Source organism: Pseudomonas neuropathica (assembly GCF_051174785.1).
Taxonomy (GTDB): domain Bacteria; phylum Pseudomonadota; class Gammaproteobacteria; order Pseudomonadales; family Pseudomonadaceae; genus Aquipseudomonas; species Aquipseudomonas neuropathica_A.
The window spans coordinates 1886828-1903961 of the sequence record NZ_CP195111.1; the positions used below are offsets into that span (position 1 = coordinate 1886828).

14 protein-coding genes are annotated in these 17134 nt (G+C 59.1%); 12 read left to right on the forward strand and 2 right to left on the reverse strand.

All coding sequences use genetic code 11. The features are described 5' to 3' along the window. Positions 1–53 precede the first annotated feature (53 nt). On the reverse strand, positions 54–248 hold the full coding sequence (locus ACRRSD_RS08585) for an AlkA N-terminal domain-containing protein (protein ID WP_435037800.1): 195 nt from the start codon (positions 246–248) through the stop codon (positions 54–56). Then, a complete protein-coding gene (gene arcD / locus ACRRSD_RS08590) occupies positions 245–1672 on the reverse strand; it encodes an arginine-ornithine antiporter (protein ID WP_122606648.1) in 1428 nt (475 codons plus the stop codon). Before arcD (ACRRSD_RS08590) ends, ACRRSD_RS08585 begins: the two co-directional genes overlap by 4 nt. 427 nt (positions 1673–2099) lie before the next feature. On the opposite strand from arcD (ACRRSD_RS08590), the gene arcD (ACRRSD_RS08595) reads away from it, so the two are divergent. From arcD (ACRRSD_RS08595) to ACRRSD_RS08650, 12 genes are all read left to right on the forward strand, one after another. Continuing rightward, entirely contained in the window at positions 2100–3527 is a 1428-nt protein-coding gene (gene arcD / locus ACRRSD_RS08595; RefSeq protein ID WP_435037801.1) for an arginine-ornithine antiporter, read from the forward strand. A gap of 33 nt (positions 3528–3560) precedes the next feature. Continuing rightward, positions 3561–4817 carry an arginine deiminase gene (gene arcA, locus ACRRSD_RS08600; RefSeq protein WP_095112273.1) on the forward strand — a complete coding sequence of 419 codons (1257 nt, stop codon included), beginning with the start codon at positions 3561–3563 and terminating at the stop codon, positions 4815–4817. Positions 4818–4886: 69 nt separating this feature from the next. Next, on the forward strand, positions 4887–5897 hold the full coding sequence (locus ACRRSD_RS08605) for an ornithine carbamoyltransferase (RefSeq protein ID WP_008086805.1): 1011 nt from the start codon (positions 4887–4889) through the stop codon (positions 5895–5897). Positions 5898–6088: 191 nt separating this feature from the next. Further along, on the forward strand, positions 6089–7018 hold the full coding sequence (arcC, locus tag ACRRSD_RS08610) for a carbamate kinase (RefSeq protein ID WP_034153407.1): 930 nt from the start codon (positions 6089–6091) through the stop codon (positions 7016–7018). Positions 7019–7080: 62 nt separating this feature from the next. Then, positions 7081–7443 (forward strand): DUF5064 family protein, encoded by a 363-nt coding sequence (locus tag ACRRSD_RS08615; RefSeq protein ID WP_435037802.1) that lies wholly within the window; start codon positions 7081–7083, stop codon positions 7441–7443. A gap of 405 nt (positions 7444–7848) precedes the next feature. Then, positions 7849–9357: a sigma-54-dependent transcriptional regulator gene (locus ACRRSD_RS08620; RefSeq protein ID WP_435037803.1), complete on the forward strand. Its 1509-nt coding sequence runs from the start codon at positions 7849–7851 to the stop codon at positions 9355–9357. A gap of 437 nt (positions 9358–9794) precedes the next feature. Then, a complete protein-coding gene (gene gcvH / locus ACRRSD_RS08625; protein WP_435037804.1) occupies positions 9795–10178 on the forward strand; it encodes a glycine cleavage system protein GcvH in 384 nt (127 codons plus the stop codon). A gap of 11 nt (positions 10179–10189) precedes the next feature. Further along, positions 10190–13042 (forward strand): aminomethyl-transferring glycine dehydrogenase, encoded by a 2853-nt coding sequence (gene gcvP, locus ACRRSD_RS08630; protein WP_435037805.1) that lies wholly within the window; start codon positions 10190–10192, stop codon positions 13040–13042. A 205-nt stretch (positions 13043–13247) separates the two neighbouring features. Continuing rightward, positions 13248–14624, forward strand: coding sequence for an L-serine ammonia-lyase (locus tag ACRRSD_RS08635; RefSeq protein ID WP_435037806.1), 1377 nt, complete (start codon positions 13248–13250; stop codon positions 14622–14624). Between the two features lie 51 nt (positions 14625–14675). Beyond that, positions 14676–15800 carry a glycine cleavage system aminomethyltransferase GcvT gene (gene gcvT / locus ACRRSD_RS08640; protein ID WP_435037807.1) on the forward strand — a complete coding sequence of 375 codons (1125 nt, stop codon included), beginning with the start codon at positions 14676–14678 and terminating at the stop codon, positions 15798–15800. A 403-nt stretch (positions 15801–16203) separates the two neighbouring features. Continuing rightward, positions 16204–16416: a cold-shock protein gene (locus tag ACRRSD_RS08645; protein ID WP_003227496.1), complete on the forward strand. Its 213-nt coding sequence runs from the start codon at positions 16204–16206 to the stop codon at positions 16414–16416. Positions 16417–16512: 96 nt separating this feature from the next. Next, positions 16513–17001 carry an RDD family protein gene (locus tag ACRRSD_RS08650; protein WP_435037808.1) on the forward strand — a complete coding sequence of 163 codons (489 nt, stop codon included), beginning with the start codon at positions 16513–16515 and terminating at the stop codon, positions 16999–17001. Positions 17002–17134: the final 133 nt, after the last annotated feature.

Below are 17134 nucleotides of genomic sequence, written 5' to 3' on the forward strand. Positions count from 1 at the left end.
CTCCGGGAGAGGGCTGGGGTGAGGGCTGCAATTTCAGGCCGAGCGATGGTGTATCAATCTGCCCGGCTCAAAGATGTCCACAACAGCTGCGCCGCATATCCTCGATACGGCCGCCACGCCTCAGCACGCAACGACAATTCCCGCGCTGTCGGCCGCTCACCTTCCAGCACCTCCAACGCCCGCGCCGCGAGAAACCCCAACATCGCCTCCCAGTCATACGGCGGCACATACGCAAGCGACAGCCTCACAACGACAGCACACCGCTGTACAACCCGTACGCCGCCAGCCCCGCGCCGATGATCACGCAGGTGAAAATGCCCTTCTCGACATGGGTGAACAACGGCTCGCCCGCCTCATGCTTGGCCTTGGCAAACAGGATCACCCCGGGTGCATACAAGAGCGCCGAGAGCAGCAAATACTTCACCCCGCCGGCATACAACAACCACACCGCATAACCGAGGGCGATGCCGCCGATCAGCAGGTCCTTGGTGCGCTCGGCCGAGGCGTGTTCGTAGGTTTCGCCGCGCCCGCTGAGCAACACCGCGTACGCCGCCGACCACAGGTACGGCACCAGAATCATCGACGACGCCAGATAAATCAGACTGGTGTAAGTGCCCGCCGAGAACAGCGTGATCAACAGAAAAATCTGGATCATCGCGTTGGTCAGCCACAACGCGTTGACCGGCACATGGTTCTTGTTTTCCTTTTTCAGGAACGCCGGCATGGTCTTGTCCTTGGCCGTGGCGAAGAGGATTTCCGCGCACAGCAAGGCCCAGGACAGCAACGCGCCGAGCAGTGAAATCGCCAGGCCAATGCTGATCAGCAACGCACCCCACGGCCCGACAATGTGCTCGAGCACCGCCGCCAGCGACGGGTTCTGCAGATTGGCCAGTTCCGGCTGGCTCATGATCCCCAGCGACAGCACGTTGACCAGCACCAGCAGCGCCAGCACACCGATAAAACCGATCACCGTGGCGCGGCCGACGTCGCTGCGTTTCTCCGCCCGCGCCGAGTACACACTGGCGCCTTCGATGCCGATGAACACGAACACCGTGACCAGCATCATGTTGCGCACCTGATCCATCACCCCGCCGAAATTCGGGTTGCTGGTGCCCCAGATGTCGCGGGTAAAAATGTCAGCCTTGAACGCCACCGCCGCGATGACGATGAACATGATCAGCGGCACGACTTTGGCCACCGTGGTCAGTTGATTGATCAGCGCCGCTTCCTTGATCCCGCGCATCACCAGAAAATGCACGGCCCACAGCAGCACCGACGCGCAGCCGATGGCGATCGGCGTATTGCCTTGGCCGAACACCGGAAAGAAGTAACCGAGGGTGCTGAACAGCAGCACGAAATAACCGACGTTGCCCAGCCACGCGCTGATCCAGTAACCCCAGGCGGACGAAAAGCCCATGTAGTCGCCAAACCCGGCCTTGGCGTAGGCATACACGCCGGAATCCAGTTCCGGCTTGCGATTGGCCAACGTCTGGAATACAAACGCCAGGGTCAGCATACCGATCGCGGTAATCCCCCAACCGATCAGAATCGCCCCGGCATCGGCGCGCGCCGCCATGTTCTGCGGCAGCGAGAAAATCCCTCCGCCAATCATCGAACCCACCACCAGGGCGATCAACGCGCCTAATCGCAGCTTTTGCGTCGGTTGCGACATTTCATTTTCCCTTTATGAAGTGATGAGCGGTTGTTTGTAACAACTATTTACTAAATCAATAAAGCAAGATGATGGATATCAGATAAAGCCAGTAAATATATAGCCGATGACGCTAACGCCTAGCACGTTAAGACAGTTTTGTGCGCTGATCCCGATAATTCAATTCTGTACTGAAAACAGAGGCGGAAAATTTGCCAAAAGCTGAAAAAGAACTAGCGTGATAATTCGAAAGTAATAATAGCCATTCCCAACAATGTAGCCACAACGCCTCTAGGACGGGCCTTGCAGGCAATAGCTTTATGCCTTCAGCCGAAGCCTAAGTCATTCATTAACAATGGAATGTGACCATGCACTGATCTAAGTCAGCTGTTTGAACAGACAACAGAACTACGCTGTGATCTCTTCTCTCCTGCAATGGAGTCATGCAATGTCTGAAGCTCCCGGAAAACTACGACTAGGTGCACTGGTTGCATTGGTAGTCGGCTCAATGATCGGTGGCGGGATATTTTCTTTGCCACAAAACATGGCCGCCAGCGCCGATGTCGGTGCAGTACTGATTGGTTGGGCCATCACCGCTGTCGGCATGCTCACCCTCGCTTTTGTCTTTCAAACCCTCGCCAATCGCAAGCCTGACCTGGACGGCGGTGTCTACGCCTACGCCAAGGCCGGATTCGGCGATTACATGGGTTTCTCGTCCGCTTGGGGTTACTGGATCAGTGCCTGGCTGGGCAACGTCGGATACTTCGTTCTGCTCTTCAGCACCCTCGGCTATTTCTTTCCGATTTTCGGCGAGGGCAACACCGTTGCGGCGGTGGTTGGCGCTTCTGTGCTGCTATGGGCCGTGCACTTTCTGGTGCTGCGCGGGATCAAGGAAGCGGCGTTCATCAACCTGGTGACCACGGTCGCCAAGGTCGTACCGCTGCTGCTGTTCGTATTGATCGCGGTGTTCGCCTTCAAACTGGACATCTTCACCGCTGACATCTGGGGCATCAAAAATCCGGATCTGGGCAGTGTGATGAACCAGGTGCGCAACATGATGCTGGTCACCGTCTGGGTGTTCATCGGTATCGAGGGTGCAAGCATCTTCTCCGCCCGCGCCGAAAAACGCTCGGACGTCGGTAAAGCCACCGTGATCGGCTTCATCACCGTGCTGCTGTTTCTGGTGCTGGTCAACGTGCTGTCGCTGGGCATCATGACCCAACCGGAACTGGCGAAACTGCAGAACCCGTCGATGGCGGCCGTGCTTGAGCATGTGGTCGGCCACTGGGGGGCGGTGCTGATCAGCGTCGGTCTGATCATCTCGTTGCTGGGGGCACTGCTGTCGTGGGTGCTGCTGTGTGCGGAGATCATGTTCGCCGCCGCCAAAGACCACACCATGCCGGAGTTCTTGCGCAAGGAAAACGCCAACCACGTACCGGTCAATGCCCTGTGGCTGACCAACGCGATGGTGCAGATTTTCCTGATCATCACACTGTTCTCGGCCAGTACTTACCTGTCGCTGATCTACCTCGCCACTTCGATGATTCTGGTGCCGTACCTGTGGTCGGCAGCCTATGCCCTGCTGCTGGCAGTGCGCGGGGAAAGCTACGAAGGCTTTGCGGCCGAACGGCGCAAAGATCTGATTATCGGCGGCATCGCGCTGATCTACGCGGTGTGGCTGCTGTATGCCGGCGGGGTCAAGTATCTGCTGCTCTCGGCCCTGCTCTACGCACCTGGCGCGATCCTGTTCGCCAAAGCCAAGCTGGAACTCAAACAACCGATTTTCACTAACGTCGAGAAGCTGATTTTCGCCGCAGTGGTCGTGGGTGCCCTGGTGGCTGCCTACGGTCTCTACGACGGCTTCCTGACTCTGTAATCCCTGATTGATTTGTTATCTGGAGGATCTGAAATGACCACGGAAAAAGTTAAGTACGGCGTCCATTCCGAAGCCGGCAAACTGCGCAAAGTCATGGTGTGCTCCCCAGGTCTGGCCCATCAGCGGCTGACCCCGAACAACTGCGATGAACTGCTGTTCGATGACGTGCTCTGGGTGGCTCAGGCCAAGCGCGACCACTTCGACTTCGTCACCAAAATGCGCGAGCGCGGCATCGACGTGCTGGAAATGCACAACTTGCTGACCGACATCGTCGCCATCCCTGAGGCGCTGGACTGGATTCTCGAGCGCAAGGTCACCGCCGATTCGGTGGGCCTGGGCCTGATCAACGAAGTGAAGTCCTGGCTGAAAAGCCTCGAGCCACGGCACATCGCCGAATTCCTGATTGGCGGCGTGTCTGCCGATGATCTGCCGGACAGCTTCGGTGGCAAGACCATCCAGATGTTCCGCGACTTCCTCGGCCACTCCAGCTTCATTCTGCCGCCGCTGCCGAACACCCAGTTCACCCGCGACACCACCTGCTGGATCTATGGTGGCGTGACGCTGAACCCGATGTACTGGCCAGCGCGTCGGCAGGAAACCCTGCTGACCACCGCCATCTACAAATTCCACCCGCAGTTCACCAACGCCGAATTCGAGATCTGGTACGGCGACCCGGACAAGGATCACGGCAGCTCCACCCTTGAGGGCGGCGATGTCATGCCGATCGGCAACGGCGTGGTGTTGATCGGTATGGGCGAGCGCTCATCGCGTCAGGCCATCGGCCAACTGGCGCTGAACCTGTTCAAGAACAAGGCCGTGGAAAAAGTCATCGTCGCCGGCCTGCCGAAGTCCCGCGCCGCGATGCACCTCGACACCGTGTTCAGCTTCTGCGACCGCGACCTGGTGACGATTTTCCCGGAAGTAGTGAATCAGATCGTCGCGTTCACCCTGCGCCCTGACGAAAGCAAACAGGGCGGCATCGACATCCGCCGCGAGGAAGGCACCTTCCTCGACACCGTGGCCAAAGCCCTCAACCTGCCGAAGCTGCGCGTGGTGGAAACCGGCGGCAACAGCTTCGCCGCCGAACGCGAGCAATGGGACGACGGCAACAACGTGGTAGCCGTGGAGCCCGGCGTGGTCATCGGCTATGACCGCAACACCTACACCAACACCCTGCTGCGCAAGGCAGGCGTGGAAGTCATCACCATCAGCGCCGGTGAACTCGGCCGAGGCCGTGGCGGCGGCCACTGCATGACCTGCCCGATCGTGCGTGACCCAATCGATTACTAAACGACCATCTCCCCGGCCGCACCCATCCCGTAGCGGCCGGGCCGATTACCGAATCCAAGGAGAATCATCATGGCGTTCAACATTCACAACCGTAACCTGCTCAGCCTGGAACACCACACCCCACGTGAGCTGCGTTACCTGCTCGACCTGTCCCGCGATCTCAAACGCGCGAAATACACCGGCACCGAGCAGCAACACCTGAAGGGCAACAACATCGCCCTGATCTTCGAAAAAACCTCGACCCGCACCCGTTGCGCCTTCGAAGTGGCGGCCTATGACCAAGGCGCCAACGTCACCTACATCGATCCGAACTCGTCGCAGATCGGCCACAAAGAAAGCATGAAGGACACCGCCCGCGTGCTGGGGCGCATGTACGACGCCATCGAGTACCGTGGCTTCAAACAGGAAATCGTCGAAGAGCTGGCCAAGTTCGCCGGCGTGCCGGTATTCAACGGTCTGACCGATGAATATCACCCGACTCAGATGATCGCCGACGTGCTGACCATGCGTGAACACGCCGACAAGCCGATCCATGAAATCAGCTACGCCTACCTCGGCGATGCGCGCAACAACATGGGCAACTCGCTGCTGCTGGTCGGCGCCAAGCTTGGTATGGACGTACGTATCTGCGCGCCAAAAGCGCTGTGGCCACTGGATGATCTGGTCGAGCGCTGCCACAAATATGCGGAAGAAAGCGGTGCGCGCATCACCCTGACCGAAGACCCGAAAGCCGCCGTCAAAGGCGTCGACTTCATCCACACCGACGTTTGGGTATCGATGGGCGAACCGGTGGAAGCCTGGGCCGAGCGTATCCAGCAACTGCTGCCGTATCAGGTCAACGCTGAACTGATGAAAGCCAGCGGCAACCCGCGCACCAAGTTCATGCACTGCCTGCCGGCGTTCCACAACAGTGATACCAAGGTCGGCAAACAGATTGCCGAGCAGTATCCGCATTTGAAAAACGGCATCGAAGTGACCGACGACGTGTTCGAGTCCCCAGCCTGCATCGCCTTCGAGCAAGCGGAAAACCGCATGCACACGATCAAGGCGATTCTGGTCTCGACCCTGGCTGATCTGTAACTGAAACAGCTCCCACTGAAGGAACCGGTACCAAAGGTGGGGGCTAGCCTGCTAGCGAAAGCGGTGGATCATTCAACAGAGATGTCGACTGATCTGACGCCTTCGCGAGCAGGCTCGCTCCCACAGGGGATCCCGGTTCCGACAGGAATATCGAGTTGTTTGCCTCTCCTCTGATTAGAAGGACATGCACCATGCGTATCGTCGTAGCGCTGGGCGGTAACGCCCTGCTCCGCCGTGGTGAACCGATGACCGCTGACAATCAGCGCGCCAACATCCGCATCGCCACCGAGCAAATCGCCAAGATCCATCCCGGCAACCAACTGGTCATCGCCCACGGCAATGGCCCGCAAGTCGGCCTGCTGTCGCTGCAAGCGGCGGCCTACACGTCCGTCACCCCTTACCCGCTGGACGTGCTCGGTGCCGAAACCGAAGGCATGATCGGTTACATCATCGAACAGGAACTGGGCAACCTGCTCGATTTCGAGGTGCCCTTCGCCACCCTGCTGACCCAGGTTGAAGTCGACGCCAAGGATCCGGCCTTTCAGAACCCGACCAAACCGATCGGCCCGGTCTACGACAAGGCCGAAGCGGAAAAACTCGCCGCCGAAAAAGGCTGGGCAATTGCCCCGGACGGCGACAAATTCCGTCGTGTGGTGGCCAGTCCACGACCAAAACGCATCTTCGAAATCCGCCCGATCAAGTGGCTGCTGGACAAAGGCAGCATCGTGATTTGCGCCGGTGGCGGCGGGATTCCGACCATGTACGACGAGAACCGCAACCTCAAAGGCATCGAGGCGGTGATCGACAAGGACCTGTGCTCGTCGCTGCTCGCCGAGCAACTGGAAGCCGACCTGCTGGTGATCGCCACCGACGTCAACGCGGCGTTCATCGATTACGGCAAACCGACGCAGAAAGCCATTGCCGAAGCGCATCCGGATGAACTGGAGCGCCTCGGCTTTGCCGCTGGATCCATGGGGCCGAAGGTGCAGGCAGCCTGCGAATTTGCGCGCCATACTGGCAAAGTTGCGGTGATCGGTTCGCTGGCGGATATCGAAGCGATTGTCCAGGGTACTGCCGGTACTCGAGTGACCACGGCGAAGCCGGGCATCACTTACCGATAATTAGAAACTCCGGGGGCAGGCCCGAGGTCTGCCCTTCTCCCATGCCTTGAAAGGAGAAACCCATGGCCCAGTTTGAACCCGGTCATCTGCATATTGAGCGGCACGCGTTGACTCCGGATGACGTGAGTTACAACGTGCACCTCGACTATGAAGTGTTCACCGACCCGCAGAAAGGCAAAGGCATCCAGTTCACGATGCATGGCAGCATGCAAGGCAAAGACATGAAGGAAACGTTTTTCCTGCCCAAGGAAGAGGCTTACAACTTTGCTCGCGACGTGACCCGGATCGCCGAAAAATACGGAATTCCCAAGGATCACAGCCAGATCGGTTCGGTGCACAAGCATTACGACCTGATGTTTGAAGACATTCGGCAGAAGTTGAATATGCAATCCGGGGATGCGGTCAATCTTGAGCATTTCGAGTAACCCGCAAAAGCCCCTCACCCTAGCCCTCTCCCAAAGGGAGAGGGGACTGATTGGGGGATGCTTCAGAGTTACGCCGACTTGATCCAGTTCTACCGAATCCATAATCGACTGGCTACTTCAGGTCGATGTCAAACCCAAGACACCTCGGTCAGCCCCCTCTCCCTCCGGGAGAGGGCTGGGGTGAGGGGGATGATTGGGGGATGCTCCGGAATCACGCCGACCTGACCTTGCTTTACCGAATTCATAATCGACTGGTTCTTTCAGGTCGATGTCAAACCTCAGACACCTCGGTCGGCTCCCTCTCCCCCTGGGAGAGGGCTGGGGTGAGGGTGCTTTTGCTTTCACCTCCCTTCAAGCCCAAGGCATACTTGCCACCCTCCGCTCTGCAGATCACTGAACCGCCCCATGCGTATCCACGTCAGTTTCATCGACCGCGTCGGCATCACCCAGGAAGTCCTGGCTATCCTCGGTGGGCGCAATCTCAATCTGGATGCGGTGGAGATGATCCCGCCGAACGTCTACATCGACGCGCCGACCCTCAGCCCGCAAGTGCTCGAAGAGCTGAAAGATGCCCTGTTTCGCGTTCTCGGCGTGGAAGCGGTGACCGTGGTCGACATCCTCCCCGGTCAGCGTCGGCACTTGCAGCTTGATGCACTGCTCGCGGCGATGACCGACCCGGTGCTCGCCCTCGACAGTGTCGGCAAGGTACTGCTGGCCAACCCGGCGTTGATCGCCTTGTACGGTCGTGAACCAGCGGGGGAAAGTGTCGCTGAACTGTTCAACGATCCCGGCCTGCTCGATACGTTGCTCGAACACGGCTTTCGTTTGCCACTGCGCGAGATCACCGTCAACGGTCAGACCTTGTTGCTCGACGCCACGCCAATCACTGACGCGGGCGCCCTGCTCACTTTGTATCAACCGAACCGCATCGGCGAACAACTCTCGGCATTGCACCACGACCATGCCGAAGGTTTCGATGCATTGCTCGGCGAATCCCCGGCGATCCGCACCCTCAAGGCGCGCGCTCAACGGGTGGCGGCCCTCGATGCACCGCTTTTGATTCAAGGCGAAACCGGCACCGGCAAAGAACTGGTCGCCCGCGCCTGCCACGCGATCAGCACTCGCCACAGCGCTCCTTTTCTGGCGCTGAACTGTGCAGCGTTGCCAGAAAACCTCGCCGAAAGCGAACTGTTCGGCTACGCCCCCGGCGCCTTCACCGGTGCGGCGCGTGGCGGCAAACCGGGACTGATGGAACTGGCTAACCAGGGCACGGTGTTTCTCGATGAAATCGGCGAGATGTCGCCGTACTTGCAAGCCAAGTTGCTGCGCTTTTTGAACGACGGCAGTTTCCGCCGCGTGGGCGGTGATCGCGAGGTGAAGGTCAACGTGCGCATACTCAGCGCGACCCACCGTGATCTGGAAAAAATGGTCAGCGAAGGGTTGTTCCGTGAAGACCTGTTCTATCGCCTCAATGTGCTCAACGTTGAAGTGCCGCCGCTGCGTGAGCGCGGGCAGGACATTCTGCTATTGGCGCGCTATTTCATGCAGCAAGCTTGTGCGCAGATCCAGCGCCCGGTCTGCCGCCTCGCCCCGGGAACCTACCCGGCGCTGCTCGGCAATCGCTGGCCGGGCAACGTGCGGCAATTGCAGAACGTGATCTTCCGTGCGGCGGCGATTTGCGAGAGCAGCCTGGTGGATATTGGTGATCTCGACATTGCTGGCACCTCCGTCGCCCGGCAGACGGACAGCGACGTCGACAGCCTCGAACAAGCCGTCGAGTCCTTCGAAAAAACGCTGCTGGAAAAACTCTACGTCAGCTATCCCTCGACCCGGCAACTGGCCAGCCGCCTGCAGACTTCGCACACCGCGATCGCCCATCGCCTGCGCAAGTACGGCATACCCAACAAACCCTGAACACCACAAATCCCCTTGTAGGAGCTGCCGTAGGCTGCGATCTTTTGACTTTGGATGTGTATTGCCCGGGTCAAGATCGCAGCCTTCGGCAGCTCCTACAGTCCGGGTTTCCAATTCAAAAAATCAGGGTTCCCAGTTTAAAAACGACCTCCATCTGTACTGAAAGCGCTACAGCGGAACGATATCGCTACACACACCTCCAATCACCGCTGTTCAAGGCTTTGATCCCGTTCAGCTTTTTTCCTCGCTCCAGCCTGTAGCGATTTCGCTACACACCCCAGCTCAAGCCATCTCACCAAAAAAGATAACTTGTTGATTTATATAGATAAATCAACATTGGCCGCGTTCTTGCTAATCAACCCCTCATAAATAAGGGCCTCCGCGCCCGACTATTCCATCGCGTCCACCAGACGAGTCTGGCCCCCTGAGGAGTTTCCATGAGCGAGTTGCGTTTTACTGAAGATCACGAATGGCTGCGCACCGAAGCTGACGGCAGCGTTACTGTCGGCATTACCGCTTTCGCGCAGAACGCCCTGGGCGACGTGGTGTTCGTGCAACTGCCTGAGCTGCAGGCCTACGACAAAGGCGCCGAAGCCGCCACCGTGGAATCGGTGAAAGCCGCCAGCGGCGTGTACATGCCCCTCGACGGCGAAGTACTGGCCGTCAACCCGGCGCTCGAAGACGCGCCGGAACTGGTCAACGAAGATCCGCTGGGCGAAGGCTGGTTCTTCCGCTTTCAGCCAACTGACGCCGCCGCCGTCGGCAAACTGCTCGACCAGGACGCATACGACCGTCTGATCAAAGCCCAAGCCGAAGCCTGAGGAACACCGACATGACTCAAGTAAACCTTGGCACCGCCAACGAATTCATCGCCCGTCATATCGGCCCGCGCGCCGGTGACGAGCAAGCCATGCTCAACAGCCTCGGCTTCGACTCGCTCGAAGCGCTGAGCGCCAGTGTCATCCCGGAAAGCATCAAGGGCACCAGCGTGCTCGGCATGGACGACGGTTTGAGCGAAGCCGATGCCCTGGCGATGATCAAATCGATCGCCGGCAAAAATCAGCTGTTCAAGACCTACATCGGCCAGGGCTACTACAACTGCCACACGCCGTCGCCGATCCTGCGTAATCTGCTGGAAAATCCAGCCTGGTACACCGCGTACACCCCATACCAGCCAGAGATTTCCCAGGGCCGTCTCGAAGCGCTGTTGAACTTCCAGACGATGATCAGCGACCTCACCGGCCTGCCGATCGCCAACGCTTCCCTGCTCGACGAAGCCACCGCTGCTGCCGAAGCCATGACTTTCTGCAAACGCCTGAGCAAGAACAAGGGCAGCCACCAATTCTTCGCCTCGATCCACAGCCACCCGCAAACCCTCGACGTGCTGCGCACCCGTGCCGAGCCGCTGGGCATCGAAATTGTCGTCGGCGATGAGCGTGAACTGACGGACGTGACGCCGTTCTTCGGCGCACTGCTGCAATACCCGGCGAGCAACGGTGATGTGTTCGACTACCGCGAACTGACCGAACGCTTCCACGCCGCCAATGCGTTGGTGGCCGTGGCCGCTGACCTGCTGGCCCTGACCCTGCTGACCGCCCCAGGCGAGTTCGGCGCAGACGTTGCCATCGGTTCCGCGCAACGCTTCGGCGTGCCGCTGGGCTTTGGTGGCCCGCACGCGGCTTACTTCTCCACCAAAGATGCGTTCAAGCGCGACATGCCGGGCCGTCTGGTCGGCGTTTCGGTTGACCGTTTTGGCAAGCCGGCGCTGCGTCTGGCGATGCAAACCCGCGAGCAACACATCCGCCGCGAGAAGGCCACGTCGAACATCTGCACTGCGCAAGTGCTGCTGGCCAACATCGCCAGCATGTACGCCGTCTACCACGGCCCGAAAGGCCTGACGCAGATCGCCAACCGCGTGCATCACCTGACCGCGATTCTGGCCAAGGGCCTGACCGCACTGGGCGCGAAAGTCGAACAAGCGAGCTTCTTCGACACCCTGACCGTGGCCACCGGCGCACAAACCGCCGCGCTGCACGACAAGGCATACACTGCGCAGATCAACCTGCGCGTGATCGACGCTCAGCGTCTGGGCCTGTCGGTCGACGAAACCACCACCCAGGCTGATATCGAAACCCTGTGGGGCCTGTTCGCCGATGGCAAGACCCTGCCGGACTTCGCTGCTCTCGCCGCCTCCGTAAAAAGCACCATTCCAGCCTCGCTGGTACGTCAGTCGCCAATCCTCAGCCACCCGGTGTTCAACCGTTATCACTCGGAAACCGAGCTGATGCGCTACCTGCGCAAACTGGCCGACAAGGATCTGGCACTGGATCGCACCATGATCCCGCTGGGCTCGTGCACCATGAAACTCAACGCCGCCAGCGAAATGATCCCGGTGACCTGGGCTGAGTTCGGTGCGCTGCACCCGTTCGCCCCGGCCGTACAAAGTGCCGGTTACCAGCAACTGACCGACGAACTGGAAGCGATGCTCTGCGCCGCCACCGGGTACGACGCGATCTCACTGCAACCGAACGCCGGTTCGCAAGGCGAATACGCAGGCCTGCTGGCGATCCGCGCCTACCACCAGAGCCGTGGCGATGAGCGTCGCGACATCTGCCTGATCCCCTCGTCGGCCCACGGCACCAACCCGGCCACCGCCAACATGGCTGGCATGCGCGTTGTTGTGACGGCCTGCGATGCGCGCGGCAACGTCGACATCGAAGACCTGCGCGCCAAAGCCATCGAGCATCGCGAACACCTCGCCGCACTGATGATCACTTACCCGTCGACCCACGGCGTGTTCGAAGAAGGCATTCGCGAAATCTGCGGCATCATTCATGACAACGGCGGCCAGGTGTACATCGACGGTGCCAACATGAACGCGATGGTTGGCCTCTGCGCACCGGGCAAGTTCGGCGGCGACGTTTCCCACCTGAACCTGCACAAAACTTTCTGCATCCCCCACGGCGGTGGCGGCCCGGGCGTTGGCCCGATTGGCGTCAAGTCGCACCTGACCCCGTTCCTGCCGGGCCACGGCCAGATGGAACGCAAAGAGGGCGCGGTCTGCGCAGCACCGTTCGGCAGCGCAAGTATTTTGCCGATCACCTGGATGTACATTCGCATGATGGGTGGCGCGGGTCTTAAGCGTGCTTCGCAGCTGGCGATCCTCAACGCCAACTACATTTCCCGTCGTCTCGAGGAGCACTATCCCGTGCTGTACACCGGCAGCAATGGCCTGGTGGCGCACGAGTGCATTCTCGATCTGCGTCCATTGAAAGACAGCAGCGGCATCAGCGTTGATGACGTCGCCAAGCGCCTGATCGACTTCGGCTTCCACGCGCCGACCATGTCGTTTCCGGTAGCGGGCACGCTGATGATCGAGCCGACCGAAAGCGAATCCAAGGAAGAACTGGATCGCTTCTGCGACGCCATGATTCGCATCCGCGAAGAAATCCGCGCGGTGGAAAACGGCACGCTGGACAAGGACGACAACCCGCTGAAGAACGCGCCGCACACGGCGGCAGAACTGGTTGGCGAGTGGACTCACCCGTACAGCCGCGAGCAGGCCGTTTATCCGGTAGCGTCGCTGATCGAAGGCAAATACTGGCCGCCGGTCGGTCGTGTCGACAACGTCTTCGGCGATCGCAACCTGGTATGCGCCTGCCCGTCGATCGAAAGCTACGCTTAAACGAATGAGGGGCGTTTTAATCGCCCCGATTTCTGCAACAGCACAGATTCCCCTGTGGGAGCGAGCCTGCTCGCGAAAGCGTAGTGTCAGTCAATGAAAGGTTGGCTGACACAGCGCTTTCGCGAGCAGGCTCGCTCCCACAAGGGATCTGCAACCGATTTCGGACTTTCGCCAATTCCTATAACAAGAAACCGGAGAACCACTCATGTCGTTAAGCGTGTTCGACCTGTTCAAGATTGGCATCGGCCCCTCCAGTTCCCACACCGTTGGCCCGATGCGTGCCGCTGCGCGTTTCGCCGAAGGCCTGCGACGTGAAAGTCTGCTGACCACCACCGCCAGCGTTCGCGTCGAACTCTACGGCTCCCTAGGCGCTACCGGTAAAGGTCACGGCAGCGACAAAGCCGTGTTGCTCGGCCTCGAAGGCGAACATCCGGACACCGTCGATACCGAAACCGTCGCCGCGCGCCTGCAAGAGATTCGCGGCAATGGCCGACTGAATCTGCTCGGCGAACACAGCATCGTGTTCAACGAGAAAGAACACCTGGCGATGATCCGCAAGCCGCTGGCCTATCACCCCAACGGCATGATCTTCCGCGCCTTCGATGCGGCGGGGATTCAGATTCGCAGCCGCGAGTACTACTCGGTCGGTGGCGGTTTTGTTGTCGATGAGGACGCAGCCGGTGCCGATCGCATTGTCGAAGACGCCACGCCACTGACCTTCCCGTTCAAAAGCGCCAAGGACTTGCTCGGTCATTGCGCCACCTACGGCCTGTCGATCAGTCAGGTGATGCTGACCAATGAAAGCGCTTGGCGCCCGGAAGCGGAAACCCGTGCCGGGCTGCTGAAAATCTGGCAAGTGATGCAGGACTGCGTTGCGGCGGGTTGTCGTAACGAAGGCATCCTGCCCGGCGGTTTGAAGGTCAAACGCCGGGCGGCAGCACTGCATCGGCAACTGTGCAAGAACCCGGAATCGGCCTTGCGTGACCCGCTGTCAGTGCTTGATTGGGTCAACCTTTATGCTTTGGCGGTCAACGAAGAAAACGCCAATGGTGGCCGCGTGGTCACCGCGCCAACCAACGGTGCGGCGGGGATCATTCCGGCAGTGCTGCATTACTACATGCGCTTTATCCCCGGCGCGAATGACGATGGCGTCGTACGGTTCCTACTGACCGCTGCAGCCATCGGCATTCTCTACAAGGAAAATGCCTCGATCTCCGGCGCCGAAGTCGGTTGTCAGGGTGAAGTCGGCGTGGCCTGTTCGATGGCGGCTGGCGCGTTGTGCGAAGTACTGGGTGGCAGCGTTCAGCAAGTCGAGAACGCGGCGGAAATCGGCATGGAACACAACCTCGGCCTGACCTGCGATCCCATTGGCGGCTTGGTGCAGGTGCCGTGCATCGAACGCAATGCAATGGGCTCGGTAAAAGCCATCAACGCGGTGCGCATGGCCATGCGTGGCGACGGCCAGCATTTCGTCTCCCTCGACAAAGTCATCCGCACCATGCGCCAGACCGGCGCCGACATGAAAAGCAAATACAAAGAGACCGCCCGTGGCGGTCTGGCGGTCAACATTATCGAATGCTAATTAGCCCCCTCTCCCACCGGGAGAGGGTTGGTGTGAATCAAGGAGCTCCGCATGTCCACCGAACAACTGTCGAAAACCCCGCTTCACGCTCTGCACCTCGAACTCGGCGCCCGCATGGTGCCGTTCGCCGGCTACGACATGCCGGTGCAATACCCGCTCGGCGTGATGAAAGAACACCAGCACACCCGTGAGCAGGCCGGGCTGTTCGACGTCTCGCACATGGGCCAGATCCGCCTGACGGGCGCCAACGCCGCCAAAGCCCTGGAAACCCTGGTACCGGTGGACATCATCGACCTGCCGGTGGGCATGCAGCGCTACGCGATGTTCACCAACGACAACGGCGGCATCCTCGATGACCTGATGGTCGCCAACCTTGGCAATGATGAACTGTTCCTAGTGGTCAACGCCGCGTGCAAGGAGCAGGACCTGGCCCACCTGCAAAAACACATCGGCGCTCAATGCACCATTACGGCGCTGTTCGAAGAGCGCGCACTGCTCGCATTGCAAGGTCCGGCGGCGATCACCGTGCTGGCGCGGCTGGCACCTTCCGTTGAAAAAATGACTTTTATGCAGTTCGCCCGCGTGAATCTGCTGGGGATCGACTGCTTTGTCAGCCGTTCGGGCTACACCGGTGAAGACGGTTTCGAAATCTCGGTGCCTGCCGCTGATGCTGAAAAACTCGCACGCGCCCTGCTCGCCGAGCCGGAAGTTCAGGCCATCGGCCTCGGTGCCCGCGATTCGCTGCGTCTGGAGGCCGGTCTGTGCCTCTACGGCCACGACATGAACACTGATACCACACCGATCGAAGCCAGTCTGCTGTGGGCAATCTCCAAGCCACGTCGCGCTGATGGCGCGCGGGGCGGCGGTTTCCCGGGCGCGGAGAATGTTTTCGCCCAGCAACAGAATGGCGTCGCACGCAAACGCGTCGGCCTGCTGCCACAAGAACGTACGCCAGTGCGTGAAGGCGCAGAAATCGTCAACGAAGCCGGCGAAATCATCGGCAGCGTGTGCAGCGGCGGCTTCGGCCCAACGCTGGGTGGGCCGCTGGCAATGGGTTACCTCGATAGCGCCTATATCGCCATCGATACACCGGTTTGGGCAATCGTCCGTGGGAAAAAGGTGCAAATGCTTGTAAGCAAAATGCCATTTGTTCCACAACGCTACTATCGCGGTTGATTGACTGTTTCTATAAGTAACGCGATTGCGTTATGCGTGCACTAATGTGTAACGCAATCGCCACAAAAAAGTGCATTTTCTAACAATCGATTCGAATATGAACTTTGCTTATAACGTTCGAAAACAATTGAACAAGCGAATCGTCTAAGCCCGCACTAGTGAATGGATTAACTTGCTCAAGCTCAGTAAAACCGGGGGCTTCGCAGGGCTTGTTTTTTCTCCCGTAGTTGGCGTAGAGTTTGTCCACTGTGTTTGCATGGGTCAGCTTGGAATCGTGACCTGGGCAGTAGCCTACAAGTTAGCTACATCCCGTTCGACGTCTTCTTACTCTCCTGCAACCAGCCCCAGTACTCTTTCATGAGAAAGAGGCTGTCATCAATTTTTGCGTCAAAGGAAATAAGAAATGTCCACACGTCAGAGCGGTACCGTCAAGTGGTTTAACGACGAGAAAGGTTTTGGTTTTATCACTCCAGAAAGCGGTCCGGATCTGTTCGTGCATTTCCGCGCCATTCAGGGCAACGGTTTCAAAAGCCTGAAAGAAGGCCAGAAAGTGACCTTCGTTGCTGTGCAGGGCCAGAAAGGCATGCAGGCTGACGAAGTACAAGCAGAAGCCTGATTTCTGTTACGAAAAAGCCCCTGATATTGATATCAGGGGCTTTTTTGTGCGCGCGAATCCGTAAAATGGCGCTTCAATTTGCGTCCAGAGGCTGCCATGTCGAAAAACCTGCTCATCCCACAGGGCGATTTTCCTCCCGCTGGCTTCGGCCGGCGTCTGGCTGCGATGTTCTATGACTTTCTGCTATGCACGGCGCTGCTGATCGTCACAGGCGGCATCTACAAGATGATCCAGGCCGCCATCATCGGCGAAGAGCGTCTGCGGGTGATGACCGATGCCGGGCAACTGGATGGTGATCCGCTCTACTCGACGGTGCTGGTGTTGGTGCTGTTCGCATTCTTTGCAAAATTCTGGACCCATGGCGGGCAAACACTGGGCATGCAGGTGTGGGGCATTCGCGTACAGAACGCCAATGGCACGGCAATCAGCCTGTGGCAGGCGCTGTTGCGGTTTATGGTGTCGATTGCGTCGTGGGCGTGCGTAGGGCTGGGATTCTTCTGGTCGCTGTATGACAAGCAGAAGCGCACGTGGCATGACATCTACTCGGATACCCGCGTCGTGCGGATCCCGAAAAAGACCAAATAACTTCCAGACGCCAAAAACCACTGTGGGAGCGAGCTTGCTCGCGAAGGCGTCGTATCAGTCGACTCCAATGGTGACTGATATACCGCTTTCGCGAGCAAGCTCGCTCCCACAGGGTTCGTGTTTGCGTTTAGAT

Excerpts from the sequence above, each read along its gene's own strand:
- ACRRSD_RS08605 (WP_008086805.1), top strand. The coding sequence starts at position 4,887 with ATGGCGTTCAACATTCACAACCGTAACCTGCTCAGCCTGGAACACCAC.
- ACRRSD_RS08650 (WP_435037808.1), top strand. The coding sequence starts at position 16,513 with ATGTCGAAAAACCTGCTCATCCCACAGGGCGATTTTCCTCCCGCTGGC.
- gcvT (WP_435037807.1), top strand. The coding sequence starts at position 14,676 with ATGTCCACCGAACAACTGTCGAAAACCCCGCTTCACGCTCTGCACCTC.
- gcvP (WP_435037805.1), top strand. The coding sequence starts at position 10,190 with ATGACTCAAGTAAACCTTGGCACCGCCAACGAATTCATCGCCCGTCAT.
- arcA (WP_095112273.1), top strand. The coding sequence starts at position 3,561 with ATGACCACGGAAAAAGTTAAGTACGGCGTCCATTCCGAAGCCGGCAAA.
- arcD (WP_435037801.1), top strand. The coding sequence starts at position 2,100 with ATGTCTGAAGCTCCCGGAAAACTACGACTAGGTGCACTGGTTGCATTG.
- ACRRSD_RS08645 (WP_003227496.1), top strand. The coding sequence starts at position 16,204 with ATGTCCACACGTCAGAGCGGTACCGTCAAGTGGTTTAACGACGAGAAA.
- ACRRSD_RS08635 (WP_435037806.1), top strand. The coding sequence starts at position 13,248 with ATGTCGTTAAGCGTGTTCGACCTGTTCAAGATTGGCATCGGCCCCTCC.
- ACRRSD_RS08615 (WP_435037802.1), top strand. The coding sequence starts at position 7,081 with ATGGCCCAGTTTGAACCCGGTCATCTGCATATTGAGCGGCACGCGTTG.
- arcC (WP_034153407.1), top strand. The coding sequence starts at position 6,089 with ATGCGTATCGTCGTAGCGCTGGGCGGTAACGCCCTGCTCCGCCGTGGT.
- gcvH (WP_435037804.1), top strand. The coding sequence starts at position 9,795 with ATGAGCGAGTTGCGTTTTACTGAAGATCACGAATGGCTGCGCACCGAA.
- ACRRSD_RS08620 (WP_435037803.1), top strand. The coding sequence starts at position 7,849 with ATGCGTATCCACGTCAGTTTCATCGACCGCGTCGGCATCACCCAGGAA.
- arcD (WP_122606648.1), bottom strand. The coding sequence starts at position 1,672 with ATGTCGCAACCGACGCAAAAGCTGCGATTAGGCGCGTTGATCGCCCTG.